At 73.6% G+C, this 23,390-nt stretch carries 18 protein-coding genes; 12 read left to right on the top strand and 6 right to left on the bottom strand.

The features are described 5' to 3' along the window. Positions 1-11: 11 nt before the first annotated feature. Both ACFTZA_RS10410 and ACFTZA_RS10405 read right to left on the bottom strand, forming a co-directional pair. The gene (locus tag ACFTZA_RS10410) at positions 12-1,031 is read right to left on the bottom strand and encodes a LacI family DNA-binding transcriptional regulator (protein WP_378193843.1); all 1,020 of its coding nucleotides are present in this window, start codon (positions 1,029-1,031) and stop codon (positions 12-14) included. 72 nt (positions 1,032-1,103) lie between these two features. Continuing rightward, positions 1,104-1,475 (bottom strand): VOC family protein, encoded by a 372-nt coding sequence (locus tag ACFTZA_RS10405; RefSeq protein ID WP_378193840.1) that lies wholly within the window; start codon positions 1,473-1,475, stop codon positions 1,104-1,106. Between the two features lie 220 nt (positions 1,476-1,695). Between ACFTZA_RS10405 and ACFTZA_RS10400 the strand changes: the two genes are divergently transcribed. The 6 genes from ACFTZA_RS10400 to ACFTZA_RS10375 all read left to right on the top strand — a co-directional run bounded on the left by ACFTZA_RS10400 (position 1,696) and on the right by ACFTZA_RS10375 (position 8,678). Then, on the top strand, positions 1,696-2,130 hold the full coding sequence (locus tag ACFTZA_RS10400; RefSeq protein WP_378193838.1) for a VOC family protein: 435 nt from the start codon (positions 1,696-1,698) through the stop codon (positions 2,128-2,130). A gap of 91 nt (positions 2,131-2,221) precedes the next feature. Further along, positions 2,222-2,584, top strand: coding sequence for an L-rhamnose mutarotase (locus ACFTZA_RS10395; protein ID WP_378193835.1), 363 nt, complete (start codon positions 2,222-2,224; stop codon positions 2,582-2,584). A gap of 164 nt (positions 2,585-2,748) precedes the next feature. Beyond that, positions 2,749-3,927, top strand: coding sequence for an L-rhamnose isomerase (gene rhaI, locus ACFTZA_RS10390; protein WP_378193832.1), 1,179 nt, complete (start codon positions 2,749-2,751; stop codon positions 3,925-3,927). A 1-nt stretch (position 3,928) separates the two neighbouring features. Continuing rightward, on the top strand, positions 3,929-5,998 hold the full coding sequence (locus ACFTZA_RS10385) for a bifunctional aldolase/short-chain dehydrogenase (RefSeq protein WP_378193829.1): 2,070 nt from the start codon (positions 3,929-3,931) through the stop codon (positions 5,996-5,998). Further along, complete coding sequence (locus ACFTZA_RS10380; protein WP_378193826.1) at positions 5,995-7,431, top strand: rhamnulokinase family protein; 1,437 nt, start codon at positions 5,995-5,997, stop codon at positions 7,429-7,431. Before ACFTZA_RS10385 ends, ACFTZA_RS10380 begins: the two co-directional genes overlap by 4 nt. Next, positions 7,428-8,678 (top strand): alpha-hydroxy-acid oxidizing protein, encoded by a 1,251-nt coding sequence (locus tag ACFTZA_RS10375; protein WP_378193823.1) that lies wholly within the window; start codon positions 7,428-7,430, stop codon positions 8,676-8,678. Before ACFTZA_RS10380 ends, ACFTZA_RS10375 begins: the two co-directional genes overlap by 4 nt. An 18-nt stretch (positions 8,679-8,696) precedes the next feature. Here the strand turns inward: ACFTZA_RS10375 and ACFTZA_RS10370 are convergent, their stop codons facing one another. Further along, positions 8,697-9,128 carry a VOC family protein gene (locus tag ACFTZA_RS10370; RefSeq protein WP_378193820.1) on the bottom strand — a complete coding sequence of 144 codons (432 nt, stop codon included), beginning with the start codon at positions 9,126-9,128 and terminating at the stop codon, positions 8,697-8,699. 205 nt (positions 9,129-9,333) lie between these two features. On the opposite strand from ACFTZA_RS10370, the gene ACFTZA_RS10365 reads away from it, so the two are divergent. Continuing rightward, entirely contained in the window at positions 9,334-9,843 is a 510-nt protein-coding gene (locus ACFTZA_RS10365; RefSeq protein ID WP_378194246.1) for an ATP-binding protein, read from the top strand. Between the two features lie 137 nt (positions 9,844-9,980). On the opposite strand, the gene ACFTZA_RS10360 is transcribed toward ACFTZA_RS10365, so the two are convergent. Continuing rightward, positions 9,981-11,726 (bottom strand): SpoIIE family protein phosphatase, encoded by a 1,746-nt coding sequence (locus ACFTZA_RS10360; RefSeq protein WP_378193817.1) that lies wholly within the window; start codon positions 11,724-11,726, stop codon positions 9,981-9,983. 138 nt (positions 11,727-11,864) lie between these two features. On the opposite strand from ACFTZA_RS10360, the gene ACFTZA_RS10355 reads away from it, so the two are divergent. Together ACFTZA_RS10355 and ACFTZA_RS10350 are read left to right on the top strand one after the other, a co-directional pair. Next, positions 11,865-12,506 carry a uridine kinase gene (locus tag ACFTZA_RS10355; protein WP_378193814.1) on the top strand — a complete coding sequence of 214 codons (642 nt, stop codon included), beginning with the start codon at positions 11,865-11,867 and terminating at the stop codon, positions 12,504-12,506. Positions 12,507-12,596: 90 nt separating this feature from the next. After that, on the top strand, positions 12,597-13,655 hold the full coding sequence (locus ACFTZA_RS10350; protein ID WP_378193811.1) for a sodium:calcium antiporter: 1,059 nt from the start codon (positions 12,597-12,599) through the stop codon (positions 13,653-13,655). 10 nt (positions 13,656-13,665) lie between these two features. Here ACFTZA_RS10350 and ACFTZA_RS10345 read toward each other — a convergent pair whose 3' ends face one another. Beyond that, complete coding sequence (locus ACFTZA_RS10345; RefSeq protein WP_378193809.1) at positions 13,666-15,672, bottom strand: SpoIIE family protein phosphatase; 2,007 nt, start codon at positions 15,670-15,672, stop codon at positions 13,666-13,668. A 258-nt stretch (positions 15,673-15,930) separates the two neighbouring features. Between ACFTZA_RS10345 and ACFTZA_RS10340 the strand changes: the two genes are divergently transcribed. Further along, positions 15,931-16,401, top strand: a complete 471-nt coding sequence (locus ACFTZA_RS10340; RefSeq protein ID WP_378193806.1) for an ATP-binding protein — start codon at positions 15,931-15,933, stop codon at positions 16,399-16,401. A gap of 3 nt (positions 16,402-16,404) precedes the next feature. Here the strand turns inward: ACFTZA_RS10340 and ACFTZA_RS10335 are convergent, their stop codons facing one another. Then, positions 16,405-17,328 carry a PhzF family phenazine biosynthesis protein gene (locus tag ACFTZA_RS10335; protein WP_378193803.1) on the bottom strand — a complete coding sequence of 308 codons (924 nt, stop codon included), beginning with the start codon at positions 17,326-17,328 and terminating at the stop codon, positions 16,405-16,407. Between the two features lie 246 nt (positions 17,329-17,574). Here ACFTZA_RS10335 and ACFTZA_RS10330 point away from each other — a divergent pair, with 246 nt between their 5' ends. Further along, positions 17,575-20,841: a family 16 glycoside hydrolase gene (locus tag ACFTZA_RS10330; protein ID WP_378193799.1), complete on the top strand. Its 3,267-nt coding sequence runs from the start codon at positions 17,575-17,577 to the stop codon at positions 20,839-20,841. Between the two features lie 174 nt (positions 20,842-21,015). Next, positions 21,016-23,358, top strand: coding sequence for an MMPL family transporter (locus tag ACFTZA_RS10325; protein ID WP_378193796.1), 2,343 nt, complete (start codon positions 21,016-21,018; stop codon positions 23,356-23,358). Positions 23,359-23,390 lie beyond the last annotated feature (32 nt).

Raw genomic sequence — 23,390 nt, 5'->3', positions numbered from 1 at the left:
GACGAGGAGGATCAGCCGCCGGTGCTCGACGCGCGCACGACCAGCTCGGGCTGGAAGACGACGTGCTCGGCGGGGGCGGCGGTCCCCGCGAGGAGCAGGTCCGCCGCCCGCTCGCCGAGGCGGTGCGTGGGCTGGCGCACCGAGGTGAGCGGGGTCGCGAGCTCGCCGGCGAACACGACGTCGTCGTAACCGACGACCGCGACGTCGCCGGGGACGTCGACGCCCTCGCGGCGCAGCGTCCGCAGCGCGCCGAGCGCGACGAGGTCGTTCACGCAGAACAGGGCGGTCGGGCGGTCGTCGCGCGCGAGCAGGGCGCGCGTCGCGACCTCGCCGCCGTCGGCGTTGAGGGAACCGAGCGTGACCTCGACGAGGTGCTCGGCCGGGTCGAGCCCGGCGTCGTCGAGCGCGCGCACCACGCCGCGCAGGCGGTCGGCGCACTGCCGGATCGCGTGCGGCCCGTTGAGGAACGCGATCCGTGTGCGACCCTGCTCCACCAGGTGGCGCGCGGCGAGCTCGCCGCCGCGCACGTCGTCGACGGCGACCGACGCCAGCTCGGGCGTCGGCGACGGCCGGTCGAGCAGCACGACGCCGACCCCGCGCGCACGCAGCGCCAGGAGGTGGTCGACGTCGTCCGTGGCGGGGACGACCATGACCCCCTGGACGCCGTGCTCCTCGAACAGCCGCAGGTACCGCGCCTCGCGCCCGGGGTCCTCCTCGGAGCTCGCGACCATCAGCGTGTAGTCGTCGCGCGCGAGGCGGTCCTCGATGCCGCGCGCGACGTCCGTGAAGAACGGGTTGGCGATGTCGAGCACGACGGCGCCGACCGTGGTGATCGTGCCGGCCCGGAGCTGACGCGCCGGGCCGCTGGGGACGAAGGAGAGCTCCGCGATCGCGGCGAGCACGCGCTCACGCGTGGCGTCCGAGACCCGGTCCGGCCGGTTGAGCACGTTCGAGACCGTCCCGACGGAGACCTGCGCGTGCCGGGCGACGTCACTCACCGACGCGCGACGTCGCGGGCTCGCGGTGGTCATGCGTCCTCCTCGGTGCGGGCGCGCCGACGGCGCGCTCTCGCCCGTCATCCTGCCGCACGGCGGCACCGGGGCTCAGGTCCGACGCTCGCAGGCCATGAGCAGGTTCCCGTCCGGGTCGCGAAACTGGAGCATGACGACCGAGCCGATGTCGGTGACGTCGAGGACGAGCTCGACCCCGAGCGCGACGAGGTGCGCACGCACGGCGTCCAGGTCCTCCACCCACCAGAAGAACCGCGGGGGACCGTCGGCGGTGAACGTCGGCTGATGGGCGTCGAGCGCGATGCCCACCTCGCCCTGCGCGGGCAGGTCGTAGATCCGGTCCTCGTGCGTCGCGGTGCCCGGGGGCAGCCCGAGCAGGGCGCTGTACCAGGCCACGGCCGCCGGCATGTCCCGCACCGGCACGAAGACCTGCCCGACGCGGTTGGTCAAGGGAGAGGGGCTCATGCGCGGCACGTTAGCGCCCGCACCGGACGGACCGATGCGCGTCGGGCGGACCTCCCGAGGTGGTCATCGGACGTTCGCGTGCTGTTCGTCGGTACGCCCGGTCCCCGTCGTTCCCGTGCCGGTACGGTTCTGCCGTTCCTCGCGGCCGCCCCGGTCGGGCGAGGTCGTCCCGGCACATCGGACCGCGCGCGAGCCAACGCCCGCGGGGACAGGAGAGCGCGTGCAGCACACGTCGACCGAGCCCGGACCCGGCCCCGTGACGGAGCACGGGGATGCTGCTGAGCGCACCGAGCGAGGTCCGCTCGGGCGGATCGACACCGTGTTCGTGCGCACTGCCGACCTGGCTCGGGCCGAGGTCTGGTACCGCGACGTGCTCGGCCTGCCCGTGCGGTTCCGCGCGGACGACATCGTCGCCTTCGACGTCGACCAGACCGCCCTCACGCTGCTCGGTCCGGGCTCGCACGACGGCTCCCCGACGCCCGCGGACTTCCCGGCGTTCAACTTCTACGCCGCCGACGCCGAGGCGACGCACGCCTGGCTGGCCGACCGCGGCGTGGACGTCGACCCGGTGCAGCGTGCGGACGCGTCCTTCGCGGAGTTCACGTTCCGCGACCCGGACGGGACGCTGCTCCAGGTGTGCTCGTTCCCGGAGTAGAGGCGGCGTCGCTCGCGGAGCGGCGGGGACGGCTAGGCTGCTGAACCGATTCATCGCCGTCAGCGGTACCCGCTCGACCCGGAGGCCATCGATGCCCGACCGTCGTCCCGTCCGTGTCTGCTTCACGTCGCAGGTGCGCCCTGACCGACTCGACGCGTACCGCGCCGCGCACGCGGCGGTGTGGCCGGAGATGCTCGAGGCCCTGCGCGACGCCGGCTGGCGGGACTACCACCTCTTCCTGCGGCCGGACGGCCTGCTCGTCGGGTTTCTCGAGACGGACGACTACGCGGCGGCGCAGGAGGCGATGGCGCGCACCGAGGTCAACACGCGCTGGCAGGCGGCGATGGGCGACTTCTTCGTGGCCGACGGGAGCCCGGACGAGGGGTTCGTCGTGCTCGACGAGGTCTTCCACCTCGAGGGGCAGCTCGAGAGGGCCGGTCTCCCGACGGCCTGAGGCGCTCGCCGGCCCACCGCTGCCGCCGCGAGGTCCCGGTCCTCGTCCTTGACCCGGGGGCTCCACCGCCCGTACGCTCGTTGAAACGATTCAAGCACGACGGCGACGGGCGCGGACGCCCGCCGCAGCCGTGCACGACGGCGCACCGGTGCGCGAGGAGGACCATGAGCGACCGCATCGAGGCGGCACGGGACGCGCTGCGGCAGCAGGCGATCGAGCTGCCGTCCTGGGCCTTCGGGAACTCCGGGACGCGCTTCAAGGTTTTCGCCCAGCAGGGCGTGCCGCGCGACCCGTACGAGAAGATCGCGGACGCCGCGCAGGTGCACCGGTACACCGGTGTCGCGCCGCGCGTGTCGCTGCACATCCCGTGGGACCTGGTCGACGACTACGCCGACCTGTCGCGGCACGCGGCCGACCTGGGCGTGTCGATCGGGATGATCAACTCGAACCTGTTCCAGGACGACGACTACAAGCTCGGCTCGCTCACGCACCCGGACCCGGTCGTGCGCAAGAAGGCCGTCGACCACCACCTGCGGTGCATCGAGGTCATGGCGGCCACGGGGTCGCGCGAGCTCAAGCTGTGGCTCCCCGACGGCATCAACTACCCGGGCCAGGACTCGATCGGGGCGCGGCAGGACCGCCTCGCGGACTCGCTCGCGGAGATCTACTCGGCCCTCACGGCCGCGCACCCGGAAAACCGGCTCGTGCTCGAGTACAAGTTCTTCGAGCCCGCGTTCTACGCGACCGACATCCCCGACTGGGGCACGTCGCTCCTGCACTGCCTCGCCCTGGGCGAGCGCGCGAAGGTCGTGCTCGACACCGGCCACCACGCGCCCGGGACGAACATCGAGTTCATCGTCGCCCAGCTCCTGCGCCAGGGCCGGCTCGGCGCCTTCGACTTCAACTCGCGGTTCTACGCCGACGACGACCTCATGGCCGGCGCGGCGGACCCGTTCCAGCTCTTCCGGATCATGCACGAGATCGTCCAGGCCGGGGCGCTGGCCCCGGACAGCGGCGTGAACTTCATGCTCGACCAGTGCCACAACGTCGAGGCGAAGATCCCGGGCCAGATCCGGTCCGTGATGAACGTCCAGGAGGCGACGGCGAAGGCGCTGCTCGTGGACGCCGAGGCGCTCGAGGCCGCGCAGGTCTCCGGCGACGTCCTCGCCGCGAACGGCGTGCTCATGGACGCGTACAGCACCGACGTGCGGCCGCTGCTCGCGGACCTGCGCACCGAGCAGGGCCTCGCGCCCGATCCGATGGCCGCGTTCGCGGCGTCGGGCTACACCGAGACGATCGTGGCCGAGCGTGTGGGTGGCACGCAGGCCGGATGGGGAGCCTGAGATGACCGGCACGACCACGACGACGACCGCCGCCGGGCCGGTCGCGGACCTCGTCGCGCGCTCGAACCGGCTCGGCGCCGACCCGCGCGTGACGAACTACGCGGGCGGCAACACGTCGGCGAAGGGCACGGCGACGGACCCGGTGACGGGCGAGGACGTCGAGCTGCTGTGGGTCAAGGGCTCCGGCGGCGACCTCGGCACGCTCACCGAGAAGAACCTCGCGGTCCTGCGCCTCGACCGGCTGCGCGCGCTGACCGGCGTGTACCCGGGCGTCGAGCGCGAGGACGAGATGGTCGCCGCGTTCGACTACTGCCTGCACGGCAAGGGCGGCGCCGCGCCGTCGATCGACACGGCCATGCACGGCCTGGTCGACGCCGCGCACGTCGACCACCTGCACCCGGACGCGGGCATCGCGCTCGCGACCGCGGCCGACGGCGAGGCCCTGACGCGCGAGGTGTTCGGCGACGAGGTCGTGTGGGTGCCGTGGCGCCGTCCCGGGTTCCAGCTCGGGGTTGAGATTGCAGCCGTCGCAGCCGATCACCCGCAGGCGATCGGGTGCGTGCTCGGCGGGCACGGCATCACGGCGTGGGGCGACACCTCGGCCGAGGCGGAGGAGCGCTCGCTGCGGATCGTCCGCACGGCGGAGGAGTTCATCGCGCGCCGGACCGCGGAGCTCGCCGAGCACCCGTTCGGCGCCGTGCGTCCGGGTCGCGAGGCGCTGCCCGAGGCCGAGCGCCGCGCCAAGGCTGCCGCGCTCGCGCCGACGATCCGCGGGCTGGCGTCGACCGACGCGCCGCAGGTCGGGCACTTCACCGACTCCGACGTGGTGCTCGACTTCCTTGCCCGGGAGAAGCTGGCACCGCTCGCCGCGCTCGGCACGAGCTGCCCCGACCACTTCCTGCGCACCAAGGTGAGCCCGCTCGTCGTCGACGTCCCGGCCGACGCGCCCGTGGAGGACACGGTCGCGGCCCTGCGCGAGGCGCACGCCGCGTACCGCGAGGCCTACCGCGCGTACTACGACCGGCACGCGACGCCGGACAGCCCCGCGATCCGCGGCGCCGACCCGGCGATCGTGCTCGTCCCGGGCGTGGGCATGTTCTCGTTCGGGCGGAACAAGCAGACGGCTCGCGTCGCGGGCGAGTTCTACGTCAACGCGATCAACGTCATGCGCGGCGCCGAGGCGATCAGCACGTACGCGCCCATCGAGGAGTCCGAGAAGTTCCGCATCGAGTACTGGGCGCTCGAGGAGGCCAAGCTCCGGCGGATGCCGAAGCCGAAGACGCTCGCGACGCGCGTCGCGCTGGTCACCGGCGGCGGGTCGGGCATCGGCAAGGCCATCGCCGAGCGGCTCGCCGCCGAGGGCGCGTGCGTCGTCGTCGCGGACCGCAACCTCGACGGCGCGCGCGAGGTCGCCGAGGCCCTCGGCGGGCCGGACGTCGCGGTCGCCGTCGGTGGCGACGTCACCTCCGCGACCGACGTCGCCGCGATGGTCGACGCCGCGGCGCTCGCCTTCGGCGGGGTCGACCTCGTGGTCAACAACGCCGGCCTGTCGATCTCGAAGCCGCTGCTCGAGACCACCGAGGCGGACTGGGACCTCCAGCACGACGTCATGGCGAAGGGATCGTTCCTCGTCGCCCGTGAGGCTGCCCGCGCGATGATCGCGCAGGACATGGGCGGCGACATCGTCTACATCGCGTCGAAGAACTCGCTCTTCGCCGGCCCGAACAACATCGCGTACTCGGCGACGAAGGCGGACCAGGCCCACCAGGTGCGCCTGCTCGCCGCCGAGCTCGGCGAGCACCAGATCCGCGTCAACGGCGTCAACCCCGACGGCGTCGTCCGCGGGTCCGGCATCTTCGCCGGCGGCTGGGGCGCCCAGCGTGCCGCGGTCTACGGCGTGGACGAGAAGGACCTCGGCGCGTTCTACGCCCAGCGCACGCTGCTCAAGCGCGAGGTGCTCCCCGAGCACGTCGCCGCCGCGGTCCTCGCGCTCACCGGCCCGGACCTGTCCCAGACCACCGGCCTGCACGTCCCGGTCGACTCGGGCGTGGCCGCGGCGTTCCTCCGGTGACGAGGCGCAGCGGGAGCGTCGCCGCCGTCGACCTGGGCGCCACGAGCGGCCGGGTCATCGTCGGGCACGTCGACGGCGGCGACCTGCGGCTGCGGCACGTCGCCCGGTTCGTCAACGAGCCCGTGCGCACGCGCGACGGCCTGCACTGGAACCTGCTCGAGCTGTACCGGCAGGTGCTCGACGGCGTCGCGGCGGCCGAGCGCGAGACGTCGGGCGCGCTGGCGAGCGTCGGGATCGACTCCTGGGCGGTGGACTACGGGCTGCTGCGCGACGGCCGCCTGCTCGGCGTGCCGTTCCACTACCGCGACGACCGCACGGCGGCCGGCGTGGAGCGCGTGCACGGCGTGATCGGCGCCGAGAAGCTGTACGAGCGGAACGGCCTGCAGCACCTGCCGTTCAACACGCTGTTCCAGCTCGCGGCGGAGGGGCCGCTCCTCGACGTCGCGGACCGCCTGCTGCTCGTGCCGGACCTGCTGGCGTACTGGCTCACCGGCACCGAGGCGACGGAGCGCACGAACGCCTCGACCACGGGCCTGCTCGACCCGCGCACGGGGGAGTGGGACCTCGAGCTCGCGGAGCTGGTCGGCGTCCCGGCGCGCGTCCTGGCCCCGCTCGTCGACCCCGGCACGGCGCTCGGGCGGATGACGCCCGAGGTGGCCTCGGTCGTCGGGCGGGACGTCCCCGTGGTCGCGGTCGGCTCCCACGACACGGCCTCCGCGGTCGTCGCGGTGCCCAGCACCGAGCCCGACGTCGCGTACGTCTCGTGCGGCACGTGGGGCCTCGTCGGGCTCGAGCTCGACTCCCCGGTGCTCACCGAGGACGCCCGCGCCGCCGGGTTCACCAACGAGGGCGGCGTCGACGGCCGCACCCGCTTCCTGCACAACGTCATGGGCCTGTGGCTGCTGTCGGAGTCGATCCGCACGTGGGACCGCGGCGCGACGGCCGCCCAGCGGTCGAGCACCCTCCAGGAGCTGCTCGGCGAGGCCGCGGCCGTGACCGCCCCGGTCGCCGTCTTCGACGTCGACGACGCCCGGTTCCTGCCGCCCGGCGACATCCCCGCCCGCATCGCCGACTGGTGCCGGGAGCACGACCAGCCCGTCCCGGCGACGCGCGGGGAGGTCGTCCGCAGCATCGTCGAGAGCCTCGCGCAGGGGTTCGCCGACGCCGTCCGCACCGCCGCCCGGCTCGCCGGCCGGAGCGTCTCCGCGATCCACGTGGTCGGCGGGGGCGCGCAGAACACGCTCCTGTGCCAGGCGACCGCCGACCGCGCCGGCCTTCCCGTCCTCGCGGGACCCGTCGAGGCGACGGCGATCGGTAACGTGCTGGTCCAGGCCCGCGCGGCGGGCCTCGTCAGCGGCGGCCTCGACGACCTGCGCGCGCTCGTCGCCTCCGCCTTCCCTCCCGCCCGACTCGACCCCCGAGGTGACCGGTGACCTCCCGACAGCTCCCCGACCCGCGTGACCTCCTCGAGCTCGTGCGGCTCAAGAAGCCGCAGCTCGACCCGCTGCGCCGCCGCCTCGACGCCGCGCTGACGATCGAGGACCTGCGCGACGTCGCGCGCCGCCGCACCCCGCGCGCCGCGTTCGAGTACACCGAGGGCGCGGCGGAGAACGAGATCTCGCTCGCCCGCGCCCGGCAGGCGTTCCTCGACGTCGAGTTCCACCCGTCGATCCTGCGCGACGTCTCCACGGTCGACACGTCCACGACGGTGCTGGGCGGCCCGTCGGCCCTGCCGTTCGGCATCGCGCCGACCGGCTTCACGCGCCTCATGCAGACCGAGGGCGAGACCGCGGGTGCGGGCGCCGCAGCGGCAGCCGGCATCCCCTTCACGCTGTCGACGCTCGGCACGACGTCGATCGAGGGCGTCAAGGCCGCGAACCCGCACGGCCGGAACTGGTTCCAGCTCTACGTGATGCGCCAGCGCGAGATCTCCTTCGCGCTCGCGGAGCGCGCCGCCGCGGCCGGGTTCGACACGCTGATGTTCACCGTCGACACCCCGGTCGCCGGCGCACGCCTGCGCGACAAGCGCAACGGGTTCTCGATCCCGCCGCAGCTCACCCTGCGGACGATCGCCGACGCGATCCCGCGCCCCTGGTGGTGGTACGACTTCCTCACGACGCCCAAGCTCGAGTTCGCGTCCCTCACCTCCACCGGTGGCACCGTCGGCGAGCTCCTCGACTCAGCGATGGACCCGTCGATCGGCTTCGAGGACCTCGACGCGATCCGCGAGATCTGGCCCGGCAGGCTCGTCGTCAAGGGCGTCCAGAACGTCGAGGACTCCAAGCGCCTCGCGGACCTCGGCGTCGACGGGATCGTCCTGTCCAACCACGGCGGTCGCCAGCTCGACCGGGCACCCGTCCCGTTCCACCTCCTGCCGCGCGTCGTGCACGAGGTCGGGAACGACGTCGAGGTCATGGTCGACACGGGCATCATGAACGGCGCGGACGTCGTGGCGGCGTGCGCGCTCGGTGCCCGGTTCACGCTGATCGGCCGCGCCTACCTGTACGGCCTCATGGCCGGCGGGCGCGCGGGCGTGGACCGCACGATCCAGATCCTCACCGAGCAGGTCGAACGCACCATGAAGCTCCTCCAGGTCACGAGCGTCGCCGAGCTCGAGCCGCGCCACGTCACCCAGCTCGCGCGGCTCGTCCCCCTGGACGGCGCCGTCCCTGATCGCTGACCGCTCGGGCGCCGCCCGTCAGTCCTGCGGCGCCAGACCGTTCGCGGCCATCCACGCCGGGTCGGGGTCCACGAGCTGGAGCACCTCGACGACGACGCCCTCCGGCCCGGCGACCTGCACCCGCCGCTGTCCCCACGGCTCGGAGACGGGGTCCAGGAGCACCTCGACCCCCTCCGCCACCAGGCGGCGGGCCTCGGCGTCGACGTCGTCCACGAGGAAGGCGAGGAGCGTGCCCGCCGCGGCCTGCCCGCGCACGCGCTCGGGCCAGGCGTGCGCGTCCGGCGTCATGAAGTCGACGCTCAGATCCTCGTGCCCGTCGTGCCGCGTGGTGACGTACCACCCGAGGTCCGCGACCACGGTGGAGCCGAGGTGGTCCGCGAACCACCGCCCCGGGGCCGTCGGGTCCTTCACAACCCGGGCGACCCACCGTGCTGAACTGCATCGTCGCACCCTTCGTCGAGCCGTCGGCGGCACCGGCCTCCCCGGTCCGCGCCCGGGGAGGCCGGCGCCCACCGGTGACCTCCACCGTCGTCGACGCCGAACCCGGGACCGGGGAGGCGGTGCATGCCGTACAGCAGGGGATCGGCGGGACGGGGGTGCCGTGGTCGAACGCGGCGTGGCGCAGAGCCGGACCTGTTCGCGGAATGCGTTGGTGATGGTGATGATCCGGGCGGGGAGGGCTTCGGGCGAGCCGTCCAGCTCGCGACGGCCGCGGTTCGGCCGAGCTCGTCCGACCAGCGAGCGACCTGCGCCGGGGGTATGGTCCAGTGTGCCGTCCTCCGCAGGCGACAGCGCGGAGTGTTCGTTGGCCGCCGTGTCGTCGTCCATCGCCACCGCGCGCCGGTGGGCGACCGCGCAGACGAACGGGCACGGCGCACCCGTCCGCACGGTCTCTGCGGTAGAGCTGGGGACGAGCGAGCTCGTCGCGAACGCCATTCAACATGCCGGCAGTCAGACCGCAATCAGGCTTCGGATCCACAGCAGACCTCGCGCCCTTCGCCTCGAGGTGCACGACGGCAGTGCCGATGCTCCGCGACGTCGGCCAGGCCGCGCCGGCCTGGCCGGAGGGCACGGCCTGCACATCCTCGACCAGATCACGAACGACTGGGGCTGGGAACACGCCACTGGGGGCGGCAAGCTGGTCTGGGCCTCGTTCAGCTGGTAAGGCCGGAACGTCGCCGCCAAGCAGACAAGGCCGCGCCCGCCCAGGCCTCGACGGTGCACCGGTCGTTTCTGCTCGTCACGCGGAGACTGCCCTCGCCTCTGGCCAGCTGATGGGCGAGCTCGCAGCGGGCGAGGGGTCTAGTCGGTCCGGACGACGAGGATCGCGATGTCGTCGTCGTGCGTGCCGTGGAACGCGTGCAGGAGCGCGTCGCACAGCTCCTCCGCGGACAGCGCCTGCTCCCCGGCGACCGTCGCGACGAGCCAGTCGAGCCCGTCCTCGACCCGCGACCCGCGCTGCTCGACGAGCCCGTCGGTGTACAGCACCACGAGGGACCCTCGCGGCAGCTCGACCTCGTGGTCGTGGCGCGGGGTGTCCGGGATGACGCCGAGCAGCAGGTCCGGCGTGGCGCGCAGCAGGCTCGCGGTGCCGTCGGGCCGGAGGAGGACCGGCGGGTAGTGCCCGGCGCTCGACCACCGCAGGGTGCGTGTGCCGGTGTGGTCCTGGGCGGGACTCGGCTCGAGCTGCGCCAGGAGAGCGGTGGCGATGGCCCCGACGGAGAGCGCGTCGAGCGCCCGGTCGAGCCCGGTGAGCACGGCGGCCGGCGGCTCCTGCAGGGTGACGCCGATGCCGCGCAGCAGGTTGCGCACCTGGGCCATCGCGGCTGCCGCCTGCCGGTCGTGCCCGGTGACGTCGCCCACGACGAGGCTCAGCGTGCCGTTGGGAACCGCGTACGCGTCGTACCAGTCGCCGCCGACCTTGGCGTGCTCGGCCGCCGGCCAGTACCGCACCGCGACCTGGACGTGCTCCGTCTGGCCCGGCTCGGTCAGCAGGCTGCGCTGCAGCGCCTCGGACAGGCCACGCTCCGCCGCGACGGCGCGGCGCTCACGCTCGGTCGCCTGGATGCGCTCCAGGGTCTGCGCGCACATCGCCGCGAACGCGGCGATGAGGTCGGTGTCCCGCTCGGTGAACGTCTGAGCCTGCCGCCACCCGATGGTGAGCGAACCCAGCGTCCGGTCCTGGCCCAGCAGAGGGTATGCCGCCCACGCGACCAGACCCGTGCGGGCGTGGACGCCGGCCATCTCCGGGGACCACGCGGAGCTCGCCGCGGCGTCGGGCAGCAGCACGGGCGCACCGCGGGACAGGGCGACCGATGCAGGCAGGTCGCTGTCGACGCCGATGACTCCGAACTGCTCCTGGGCATCAGGCCCGAGCGAGGTCGTCATGGTGAGCTCGAGATGCTGGCCTTCGGCGTCCAGCACGGCGACCGCCCCGCCGTCGGAGCCGAGCACGCGCAGGCCGCGGTCCACCACGACCTCGGTGAGCTCGGCGACCGTCGACGTCCGCCCCAGCTGCTGCGCGACGTCCACCAGGCCTTCCAGGCGCCGGGACGTGGTCGCCTCGTCGGTCAGCGCTCTGCGCAGCGCGTGCCCCTGGCTGTAGACCTCCTGCTCGCTCCCGCCCTCCGCGCCGGGGCCGCCCGCCATGTAGTCGGTGACGTCCTCGACCCGGTGCACGATCAGCTGGAGGTTGCCGTCGCGGTCGAGCACCGGGACGTTGACCGGAGTCCACCACCGCTGCTCGAACCCGCCGAGGGCGGCCGGGATGTTGTACCGCTGGACGGGCATCACGTCCGGACGCCCCGTCGCGATCACCCGCTCCAGGGACTGGCGCAGCAGGGTCGTGCTCTGCGCGTCCGGGTCCTCGGGATCGTCGGGGAACGCGTCGAACAGGTACCGCCCCACCACCTCGCGGGCCGGCACACCCGTCGCGTCCTCGCGAGCCCGGTTCGCCGCCACGATCCGCAAGTCCGTGTCCAGCACGAGGTAGGGCGTGGGGAGCGCATCGAAGATCGCGGCGAAGTCCGCCACCTCGCCATGCGCCACCCGCATCCCCTCCCGTCGACCCGCCGTCCCCGAGATCATCCCAGACGTGCTGTCCCAGCTCCTTGCTCGATGCGTCGGGGCGAGCTCCCAGGACCTCTCGACGGTCTGGCCGGCACCGTGAGGTGCGATGCTGGCCGGGTGCGCGTGGAGCCCGTGAACGAGGAGGTCCTGGTCGAGCACGTCGTCCGGCGGGTGCTGGCACAGTCGGTGCCCGGGCACGCGCTGCGCGTCCTCGTCGACGGGCACCCGACCACCCACCCCGAGGCGCTCGCCGACGCGCTCGTCGACCCACTACGCGCGGCCGGGCGGCCGGTCGCGCGGCTGCACGTGCACGAGTTCTGGCGCCCGGCGTCGCTGCGCCTGGAGCGCGGACGCTCGGACCCTGACGCCCTGCTCGACGACCGCATCGACGCGGCGGGCCTGCGGCGCGAGGTGCTCGACGCGGTCGGGCCGGGCGGGACGGGCCGCTACCTGCCGAGCCTGCGCGACCCCGAGACCGACCGCGCGACCCGGGCGCCGTACGTCGACGCCGAGCCCGGGCTCGTCGTCGTCCTGGACGGGGCCCTCGCGCTCGGCCAGGGGCTGCCGCTCGACGTGGCCGTCCATCTCGCGGTGCGCGCCACGACGATCGCTCGCAGGACGCCGCCCGACGACGCGTGGACGCTGGCTGCGTACGCGCGGTACGCCACGGAGGCGGCGCCGGAGCGGACGGCGGACGTCGTCGCGCGCGTCGACGACCCGCGGCGCCCGGCCCTCGTCGACCGGGAACGGTCCCCGTAGCGCGTGGCGTCCCCGGGCGCGTGCGACGCGCCGAGGTCGGTGGCAGGGTGGTGCCGCCATGCCGACGCCCTGCACCCCGAGCCCGTCCTCGTGAGCCCGCTCCTCGTCAGCGTCCTGGCCCTGCTCCTCGCCGGGGTCGTCCTGGTCGCCACAGGAACGCGCCTCGCGCGCACGGCCGACGTCCTCGGGGAACGCACCGGGCTCGGTGACGCCGTCGCCGGGGCGCTCCTGCTGGGTGCCGTCACGTCGCTGCCGGGCATCGTCACCACCGTCACCGGCGGGCTCCAGGGCGACGCCGCCTTCGCGCTCGCCAACCCGGTCGGCGGGGTCGCGCTGCAGACCGTGTGGCTGGCCGTCGCCGACCTCGTCTACCGACGGGCCAACCTCGAGCACGCGGCCGCGTCGATCGAGAACGTCATGCAGGCGCTGATCCTCGTGGCGCTCCTCGCGATCCCCGTGATCGCGTACGCGACGCCCGAGCTCGTGTGGGGATGGATCCATCCCGCGACGCTGCTCGTCCCCGCCTTCTACGCGTACGGGTTCGTGCTCCTGCGGCGGATGCGGCGCGCCCCGATGTGGAAGCCCACCGGGACGCGCGACACCCGCACGGACGACGACGTCGCGGCGGGCGCGGAGGGCGACGAGCCGCCGGAGGTGGCGGCGGACGGGGAGACCGACCAGCGGACCACGCGACAGCTGTGGACCAGTCTTGCCCTGCTCGCCGTCGTCGTGGGGTCGGCCGGGTGGGTCATCGGCCGCGCGGGGGTCGCGCTGGTCCGTGCCACGGGCCTGCCGAGCGAGATCGTCGGCTTCACCGTCACGACGGCCCTCACCTCGTTGCCCGAGCTCGTGGTGCTCATCGCGGCGGTGCGGCTCGGGGCGCTGACGCTCGGGGTCGGCAACATCATCGGCGGCAACGTCTTCGACACCCTGATGATCGCCGTCGCCGACGTCTCGTACTTGGACGGGTCCGTCTACGCCGCGGCCGGCCCGTCCAGCCTCGTCCTGCTCGGTGGCACGGTCCTGCTCACCACGCTGCTCGCCGGCGGGCTGATCATGCGGGACCGGCAGGGCGTCGGCTTCGAGGGGGTGGCCATCCCGCTCGCGTGGGCCGGCACGGTGACGCTCGCCGTGGTCGTCACCACGTGAGGTACGGACCCTAGGTACGGACCACGAGCACGCAGAGGTCGTCCTCCTGACGGTCGCCGGCGGCGGACGCGAGCACGTGGTCCAGCACGCCGGCCGCGTCGATACCCGCGGGGAGCGCCTCGAGGGCTGCGACGACGGCCTCGATCCCGGCGCGCGGGTCGCGGGTGCGGGACTCGACGAGCCCGTCGGTGTACAGCAGGAGGACGGAACCGGCCGGCACGTCGACGTGCGAGGACGTCAGCACGTCGAGGTCGGGCACGCCGACGGGCGTGGTGAGCGCCCCGTCGAGCACGGACACCGTGCCGTCGGGCCGCCGCAGGAGCGGGGGCAGGTGGCCGGCGCGGAGGTACGAGAGCCGGCGGTCGCCGTCCGGCCCGGCCGGGCCGAGCGAGCCGAACGCGCACGTCGCGATGTCGGCGAGATCGAGCACGGTCACGAGGTGGTTCGCGCGCTCGAGCACCTCCGCGGGGTCCTCCCGGTCCCAGCCGACGGTCCGCAGGACGGACCGCAGCTGGCCCATCGACGCCGCGGCGTGCATGTCGTGCCCGACGACGTCGCCCACCACGAGCGCGACGGTGCCGCCCGGGCGTTCCAGCACGTCGAACCAGTCGCCGCCGACGGAAGCGCTGGCCTGCTTGCCGTCGGAGGCGGGCCGGTAGGTCACGGCGACGTCGAGGCCGTCGACAGGCACGAGCGCGGGCAGCATGCGCTCCTGGAGGGCGCGCGCGGCCTCGTGCTCGGCCGCGTAGAGCCGCGCGTTGTCGAGGATCAGCCCGAGACGCTGCCCGAGGTCCTCGAGCATGACGGCGTCCTCGCGATCGAAGGCACCGGCCTCGGCGCTGACCACGGCGGCGACACCGGTGATCGCGCCACGCGCACGGAGCGGGACCGTCATCGCGGATCCGAGGCCGAGCGCGTGCATGGCGTCGCGCTGGGCAGGGCTCGCGAACGAGGAGATCATGTCGGGGGAGATGTCGAACGGCTCGGAGTAGCGTGACCCGCCCGCGAGTGCGTCGACCGCCGCCAGTGAGCGGTCCGCCCAGCCGGCGTCCTTCGAGAGCAGGAGCGCGGCGTCGCGCAGGGCGGGGTCGGCCGTCGCCACGTCCGTCCGTGACCGGCCGCCGGGGAAGGTGATGACGACCGCCCACCCGCCGAACTCCGTCGCGAGCATGCAGGCCGCCTCCTCGAGGAGGGCGTCGACGTCGAGGTGCTGCGTGAGCCGCTGGGTGATGTCCATGGACGCGCTCAGGCGGCGGTTCGACGACCGCGCGTCGTCGAGCTGGCGGTCGCGCGCCTGCTCGCTCTCGATGCGCGCGGTGACGTCGGCCTGGACGCCGACGAAGTGCGTCACGTCGCCGCGTGCGTCGGTGATCGGCGAGATGACGAGCTGGTTCCAGAACGGCGTGCCGTCCTTGCGGTAGTTGAGGAGCGTCTCGCCGACCGTGGTGCGTGCCCGCAGGCCGTCGCGCACGCGGTCGACGACGGCGCGGTCCGTCCCCGGGCCCTGGAGGAACCGACAGTTGTGTCCGACGACCTCCTCCGCGGTGTAGCCGGTGGTGCCGGTGAAGGCCGGGTTGACCCACACGAGCGGAGCGTCGGGCATCCGGGCGTCCGCGATGGTGAACGACAGGTCGCTCGCGAGCACGGCTCGCCGCTCGAGCGTGCCGGCGTCGACGGGCTCGAGGACGACGACGGCGAGCGTGCCGTCGCCGCCGGCCGGACCGGTGCTCGTGAGCACGCTGCGCATGGTGCCCGCGACGTCGTCCGGGGCCACGGTCGTCACGTCGACGCCCTCGCTCGGTGCGGTCGCCAGCTTGCGCAGGTCCACAGGAGAACCGTCGTGCGCGTGCCGCAGGTCGGCGGCGCGCGACCAGTCCAGCGTAGGCGCAGGTGTCGCCACGCCGGGGGCGAGGCGGCGAGCCCGGTCGTCCTGGTGCACGACGGCGTCCCTCGTCAGGTCGAGGACGATGACCGCCCCCGCCGGGGGCACCGGTTCCGCGGGAAGGGCATCGTTCACGCGACTGGTTCTCCGTTCTCCGGGTCCACCGCCCGGTCCGCACCAATCGTTGCGGGCCAGCGGGGCGGCGTCGACTCGAACCGTCTGCGAGACGCGTCACGGGCAGCCTCGGACAGGACTGCGGGAGGGGTCGTTCGACGGCTGGTGGACATGCGCTCCCTGCGACCGCGTGCCAGGCTCTGACGGTGCCGGTCCACACGGCCGGCCTCGTCCGAGGATCGGCCGACCTCGTCCCGTCGGTGCTGAAGGAGATCGCTCGTGCCCTCGTCCGAGGACGTCTCGTTCGACGTTCCTGCCACTGACGCCGGTATGCCGCTGTCGCGGCCCCCGGAGACCTTCCGACCGGTGCAGGAGTGGTCGCTCGACTCGCTGGACGAGCTGAGCAGCGTGCGCTCCGAGCTCGCCGCCCGGCTCCGGACCGGAGAGGCCGCGCCGGACGCCGGACTCGGAACGACGCCGGAGAAGGTGGTGCTCGTGGCGTCCGAGCTCGCGACGAACGCGCTCGAGCACGGCCGCCCGCCGACGATCGTGCGCCTCGCGACCGACGACACGCTCTGGCTGCTCGAGGTCGCGGACCACGACCGCGGGACGGTGCCCGTCTACGCGGGCGAGCGGATCCCCGGCGCGGGCGGGCTGGGGCTGCACCTGGCGCGCACGCTCTCGCTGGACGTGGGCTGGTACTCGACGGCGACCACCAAGAACATCTGGGTGACGTTCCTCGTCGACTGACCCCTACAGCCGCACGGTGCCCGCGACCACCGTCACGCTGTCCCCGCCCACCCAGACGGCGTCCTCCGCGTCGCGCACGACGTGCACGCGCCCGGCCCGGCCGAGCGCGGCGCCCTGGGCGGCGACGTAGCGGCGCGGGAGACGACCGTCGCTCGTGAGCCACTGGCCGACGACGGCGTTGAGGCTGCCGGTCACCGGGTCCTCGGGGATGCCCATCGAGAGGGCGAAGCCCCGCACCTCGACGGCGACGCCGTCGGGACCGGGCGCGTCCTGCGGGTACAGCCCGACCACGCCCACGGAGAGGTCGGGGTGCGCGGCGCGCAGGGCCGTGAAGTCGGGGGAGAGGCCCGCGACACGCTCCGCGGAGTCGAGCAGGAGCACGCGCCACCCCGGCCCGTTGTCGAGCAGTCGGTGGTCGAGCACGGCGTCGGCGGGGACGCCCAGGGCGGTCACGACGGCGTCGAGCTCGGCGGGGGCGAGCGGTGCGTCGGCGAGCAGGTCGGGTGCGGCGAACGCGAGCCGTGCCTGCGGGTCGCGGCGTATCGACACGAGCCCGACGCCGCACTCCTGGACGACGACGCCGTCCGCGCGGGGCGACCCGCCGGCTTGGAGCCACGCGTGGCACGAGCCGAGCGTCGGGTGGCCGGCGAACGGGAGCTCGCCCGCCGGGGTGAAGATCCGCAGGCGGTAGTCGGCGCCGTCCGCCGCGCCCTGGTCGGTGGGCGGGAGCACGAACGTCGTCTCGGAGAGGTTGGTCCAGCGCGCGAACGCGGCCATCTGCGCGTCGGTGAGCCCGTCGCCGTCGAGCACGACCGCCACCGGGTTGCCCTGCGTCGGGACGTGGGTGAAGACGTCCACCTGCGCGAACGGGCGGGCGGGTGGGCGTGTCATGCTGGCCGTGCCGGCCTCGGCGTGGCGCGCGGTCATGGGGCGACGATAGTCCCGCCCCCGGGCGGTGCGTCCCGCATGCCCACTTTTGTCGGGCGTCGATCCGAAGTTGTAGACATCGCGGCACAACCGCGGTTAGCCTTGCCAGCGTTGTCAGTCGACGGGGACGGCAGGGGCATCCTCTCGACGTGGTGATCGACCAAGGGAGCAAGGATGCTCGTACGTACCCCCCGCCCGCCCTCCGACCCGAGGCGGTCGCCGAGCAGGCGTCGCGGCATCGCTGCCGTGACGCTCGGTGCCGTCGTCGCCGTCGGTGGCTGGGCCGTCCCCTCCGCGGCAGCGGAGCTTCCCGAGCAGGAGCCCGGCGTCACGCTGCGGACCTTCCAGCTCGCCCAGGGCCAGGACTCGATCTGCACGCTCAAGTCGGGCCAGACCCCCAACGTCGACAAGCTCATGCCGACGATCGACTGGGAGACCGCCGAGCAGTTCGGTGCGGAGGACAACTTCGTCTCGCACGTGCTCGCGAACCTGACGGTGCCCACCGACGGCGAGTACACGTTCCGGCTCACGAGCGACGACGGCTCGAAGCTGCACCTCGACGACCAGCTCGTGATCGACCACGACGGTCTGCACGGTGCGGAGCCCAAGGAGGGCGTGACCACGCTCACCGCGGGCACCCACGCGCTGTTCGTCGAGTTCTTCGAGGCGGGCGGCGGTCAGGAGCTGCACCTCGAGTGGAAGACGCCGGGCAGCTCGACCTTCGAGGTGGTCCCCGAGTCGGCGCTCAGCACCGAGGCCGACGTCGTGCGCGTGACCGCGCCCGGCTACAAGTACTGCGAGGGCGACACCGACACCGCCGGTGACGGCCTGCGGCTCGACTCGGTCAACCCGAACTACGAGCTCGTCGACCTGCGCCCCGAGGGCTTCGAGCCCAAGGTCTCCGGCCTCGCGTTCACGCCGGACGAGCAGCTCGCCGTCGTCACGACGGGCGAGGTCAGCTCCGGCGGCTGGCGCCCCGACCCGGTCTCCGGCGAGGTGTACTTCCTCGACGGCGTCGTCGAGGCCGACGGGCCCGAGGACGTGACGGTGACCAAGGTCGCCGACGAGCTGCTCAACCCGATGGGCATCGAGGTCATCGAGGACTCGATCTTCGTCTCGGAGCGCCACCAGCTCACGCAGCTCACCGACCCCGACGGCGACGGCTTCTACGACGTCCACTCGAAGATCGCGGAGTGGCCCGACGGCGGCAACTTCCACGAGTTCGCGTTCGGCCTCGTCCACGACGAGGACTACTTCTACGTGAACCTCTCGGTCGCCATCAACAACGGCGGCGCGACGACGAACCCGCAGCCCGCGCAGAACCGCGGCACGTCGATCAAGATCGACCGCGACACCGGTGAGGTCACGTACGTCGCGGGCGGCCTGCGCACGCCGAACGGCGTCGGCTTCGGTCCCGAGGGCGAGCTCTTCGCGACGGACAACCAGGGCGCGTGGCTCCCGTCGAACAAGCTCATCCACATCCAGCAGGACAACTTCTACAACCACTACACGAACCCGGCCGGCCCGTTCGACGACCAGCCGGTGTCCCCGCCGGCCGTGTGGCTCCCGCAGAACGAGATCGCCAACTCCCCGGGCAACCCGATCCTCGTGGAGGACGGCGAGTTCGCGGGGCAGATGCTCCTGGGCGACGTCACGTACGGCGGCATCCAGCGCGCGTTCCTCGAGCGGGTCGACGGTGAGTTCCAGGGTGCGGTCTTCCGCCACACCGCGGGCCTCGAGGTCGGCGTCAACCGCGTCATCTACGGCCCCGACGGCGCGCTGTACGTCGGCGGCACCGGTGAGGGCGGCAACTGGGGCGAGTCCGGCAAGCTCCGGTACGGTCTGCAGAAGCTCGTCCCCGTGAATGAGGACTCCTTCGACATGGTGGAGATGCGCGTCGTCGAGGGCGGCTTCGAGATCGAGTACACCGACCCGATCTCCGACGAGGCCGCGGCGAACCTGGCCGACGCGTACCAGATCAAGCAGTGGCGGTACGTGCCCACGCAGCAGTACGGCGGCCCGAAGGTCGACGAGCAGCCCCTGTTCGTCACGGACGCCAGCCTCTCCGAGGACCGGACCACCGTGACGCTCGCGATCGACGGCCTCAAGCCCGGCCACGTGGTGCACCTGCGCTCGCCGCGTCCGTTCGCGTCCGCCGGCGGCGCCGAGCTCCTCAGCACCGAGGCCTGGTACACGCTGAACTCGCTCCCGGGCTACGTCGCGCCGGCCGAGCGCGGCTGGTACGAGGCCGAGACGGCCCAGCCGCTCGGCAGCTCCTCCATCGCGGCCGACCACAGCAACTACTCCGGCTCCGGCTTCGCCGCGAACATGCAGTCCACCGGCACCGGCCGGCAGTTCTCCGTGGAGGTCGACGCCGCGGGCACGTACCCGATCCACCTGCGCTACGCGAACGGCATCCACCCGTTCCCGGAGCTGCGGGACAAGAACGTGTCCCTCTACGTCAACGGCGAGGACCTGGGCCAGTGGACGCTGCCCACGACCGGCGACTGGAAGACGTGGGGCACCGCGACGCGCGAGGTCGAGCTCCAGGCAGGCGTCAACACGATCGCCGTCCAGCAGGACGAGGGCGACGAGGGCAACGTGAACCTCGACGTGCTCTCCGTCGGCGACACGGCGGACATCTGCACGCCGGCCGAGATCGAGGACGGCTACACCGCCCTCTTCGACGGCACGCTCGCGAGCCTCAACGAGGGCTGGCGGATGGCCGGTCCGGGTGGCTTCGGCCGCCAGGACGACTGCACGATCCGCGGCGAGGGCGGCATGGGCCTGCTCTGGTACACGGCCGAGGAGCTCGGTGACGCGTACTCGCTGAAGCTCGACTGGAAGCTCGTCAAGGACGACAACGGCGGCGTCTTCATCGGGTTCCCGAACCCGGGCGACGACCCGTGGGTCGCCGTCAACCAGGGCTACGAGATCCAGATCGACGCCACGGACGCCGAGGACCGCACCACCGGTGCGATCTACACGTTCCAGGGCGCCGACGCGGAGGCCGTCGAGGAGGCGCTCAACCCGGTCGGGCAGTGGAACGCGTACGACATCCGCGTCGAGGGAGACCGCATCCGGATCTACCTCAACGACGTGCTCGTCAACGACTTCACGAGCACGGACCCGGCGCGCGACCTGTCGAGCGGGTTCATCGGCATCCAGAACCACGGCGGTGGCGAGATGGTCTCCTACCGGAACATCCGGGTGAAGGACCTCACGGCCGCCGAGGAGCTGGCGATCGACGCCACCGTCCAGGTGCGGTGCCTCGCGGGCAAGGCCTACGTCGCGGTGCGCGCGACGAACGGCGACACGGTGCCCGCGGACGTCACGCTCACGACGCCGTTCGGGACGAAGACCGTGACCGGCGTGGAGCCGGGCAAGTCGGCGTACCAGGCGTTCCCCGTGCGGGACACGTCCGTGGACGCCGGCTCGGCCCAGGTGTCGGCGAGCGGTGACGGTCGCACGGCAGAGCTCGACGTGCCGTTCGACGCGACCAGCTGCGGCTGACGGTCGCACCCAGGGGGCCTCGCGCCCGGCGGTCCGCCGCCGGGCGTGAGGCCCTCGTCGTCCGCGGCGGGAGCGGTGGTCCGACGACGCTCCCGCCAGGACGTAGGCTGCACCCCGTCCACGACCGGCCCACCGACGGGCCGGTCGCGCACCTCGACGAGGAGGACGTCACCGATGCTGGAACGGCTCGGCCGCGCCGTGGCCCGACGACGCGTCGTCGTCCTCGCCCTGTGGGCGGCGCTCACCCTCGCCGGGGCCGTGCTCGGCGGCGCGGTCTTCGACCGCACGCAGGACGTCCCCGACGCCCCGCCGGGCAGCGAGGCCGCGCTCGCCGCGCAGTGGCACGACGAGCTCACCACCGTCCCCGGCGAGGGCCCCGAGGGTGAGATCGTCTCCGCGGTCCTCGCGGGGCGGGACTTCTTCGACCCCGGCCTCGTCGAGGACGCGACCGCGGTGATGATCGAGATCCGGGCGATGCCGGGTGTCGTCGAGGTGTACGACGCCTACACGGCCGGCGGACTCATCGGCGACGACGGCCGGAGCTCTCTCGTCACCGTCGAGCTCGACCCCGCGCTCGACCACGAGGCCGCGCTCGCCACCGCCGAGCGCGTCGCCGCGGCGCTGCGGACCGTGGACGCCCCCGAGGTGCTCGTCGGCGGCGAGCTGCTCGCCGAGGAGGCGTTCGTCGAGCGGGCCGTGACCGACGCGGCCGTCGGCGAGGGCATCGCCGTCGCCGTGCTGGTCGTCCTGCTGGTCGTCGTCCTCGGCGGACTGCGCGCCGGCGTCGTACCGGTGCTCGCGGCCCTCGCCACCATCGCCGCCGCCCTCCTCGCCCTCACCGGACTGCTCGGCGTGGTGCCCGTCAACGAGTTCGCCGTCAACGTCGTCACCCTGCTCGGCCTCGGGCTCGCGGTCGACTACGGCCTGCTCGTCATGGCCCGCTTCCGTGAGGAGCGCGAACGCGCCCCCGGCGCCACCGTCGAGGACCTCGTCGGCCGCACGGTCGCCGGGGCCGGCCGGGCCGTCCTCGTCTCCGGCCTCGCCGTGGGCATCGCGCTCACCGGCCTCCTGCTGCTCGGCGACCCGCTGCTGTCCGGGATGGCCGTGGGCGGCGCCGCCGTCGTGCTCCTCGCGACCCTCGCCGGCCTCACGCTCGTCCCCGCGCTCGTCGCCGTGTGGCACCGCCACATCCCGGCCACCGGCGCGCGCACCTGGTCCCGGCCCTGGGCCGGCCGGCGCGCACGGACCGCCCCCGAGGGGGCACCCCGCGGTGTCCTCGGCCGGCTCGCGAGCCTCGCGCAGCGGCACGCCGTCGTCGTCGCCGTCGCGGCCACCGCCGGCCTGCTCGTGCTCGCCGCGCCCCTCGGCTCCCTCACGCTCGGCAGCTCCGACGTGCGCTCGCTGCCCGTCGACGCCGAGGAGCGGCGCGCGTACGAGGCGCTCACCACGGGCTTCAGCGACCTCGGCGTCGAACCCGTCACCGTCATCGTCGACCTGCCCGTCGAGGACCCACGGGTGCAGTCGTTCCTCGACGACGCAGCCGCCCTGCCCGGCGTCGCCGACGCCGGGCTCGACCTCGACGTCGTCGCCACCGACACCACCGTCGCGGACCTCGAACCCGCGGGCGAGGCGACCGGCGCCCAGGTGCAGCAGCTCGTGCGCGACGTCCGCGACCTCCGTGCCGAGCACTTCGGCGCGGCCGCCGCCGGCCCGAGCGGCGACGACAGCGAGGTCGTCGTCCAGGTCGCCGGCCCCGCCGCCGACGTCGTCGACACCCAGCAGCAGCTCCTCGACCGGCTCCCCCTCGCCCTCGGCGTCGTCGTCGTCGCGACCTTCGTCCTGCTGCTCGCCCTCACCCGGTCCGTCGTCGTGCCCGTCAAGGCGCTGCTGCTCAACCTCCTCACCATCGGCGCCACCCTCGGCGTGCTCACCGCGCTGTTCGCGTGGGGCTGGGGCGAGAGCCTGCTCGGGTTCGAGTCGTGGGGCGCGCTCGACGTCACCACCCCGCTCCTGCTGTGCCTCCTCGTGTTCGGGCTCTCCATGGACTACGAGGTGTTCCTCCTCGCGCGCATCGCCGAGGAATGGCGGCAGCGCGACCCCGCGCAGGACCCGCGCGCCGCCAACGACCGCGCCGTGCTGCGCGGCATCACCCTCACCGGCCCCGTCGTCACCACCGCCGCCGTCGCCATCACCGTCGTGTTCCTCGGCTTCGCCATCGGCGACCTCGTCGCCATGAAGGAGGTCGGCGTGGGCATGGCCGTCGCCGTGCTCCTCGACGTCACCGTCGTCCGCGGGCTCCTGCTGCCCGCGACGATGACGCTGCTGGGGCGGTGGAACTGGTGGCCCGGGGTCGCAGGTCCCCGTGGTTCTGGGCGGCCGAGGCCTGCGCGGGGGTGGGGCGGCTCTACCATCCGCCGCTCGTCCCTCGCGGCTCCCGCCAGCCCCGCCACGACCCGCCCCACCCCCGCTCCGGCCCCGACCTCCGACCCGGTGTCGCCGTCGTCTCCCGCGAGATAGAGGCTCCGGCGCCGAGGTAGAGCCCTGGGGGC

Source organism: Cellulosimicrobium sp. NPDC057127 (genome assembly GCF_042670945.1).
Taxonomy (GTDB): Bacteria; Actinomycetota; Actinomycetes; order Actinomycetales; family Cellulomonadaceae; genus Cellulosimicrobium.
The sequence above is the reverse complement of the archived record's forward strand: the minus strand, read 5'-3'. Positions and strand labels throughout refer to the sequence as shown.

What these genes read in the sequence shown, in the direction of transcription:
- ACFTZA_RS10410 (WP_378193843.1), bottom strand. Translation starts at nt 1,031, where the DNA reads ATGACCACCGCGAGCCCGCGACGTCGCGCGTCGGTGAGTGACGTCGCC.
- ACFTZA_RS10405 (WP_378193840.1), bottom strand. Translation starts at nt 1,475, where the DNA reads ATGAGCCCCTCTCCCTTGACCAACCGCGTCGGGCAGGTCTTCGTGCCG.
- ACFTZA_RS10395 (WP_378193835.1), top strand. Translation starts at nt 2,222, where the DNA reads ATGCCCGACCGTCGTCCCGTCCGTGTCTGCTTCACGTCGCAGGTGCGC.
- rhaI (WP_378193832.1), top strand. Translation starts at nt 2,749, where the DNA reads ATGAGCGACCGCATCGAGGCGGCACGGGACGCGCTGCGGCAGCAGGCG.
- ACFTZA_RS10385 (WP_378193829.1), top strand. Translation starts at nt 3,929, where the DNA reads ATGACCGGCACGACCACGACGACGACCGCCGCCGGGCCGGTCGCGGAC.
- ACFTZA_RS10365 (WP_378194246.1), top strand. Translation starts at nt 9,334, where the DNA reads ATGGTGATGATCCGGGCGGGGAGGGCTTCGGGCGAGCCGTCCAGCTCG.
- ACFTZA_RS10335 (WP_378193803.1), bottom strand. Translation starts at nt 17,328, where the DNA reads ATGACCGCGCGCCACGCCGAGGCCGGCACGGCCAGCATGACACGCCCA.
- ACFTZA_RS10325 (WP_378193796.1), top strand. Translation starts at nt 21,016, where the DNA reads ATGCTGGAACGGCTCGGCCGCGCCGTGGCCCGACGACGCGTCGTCGTC.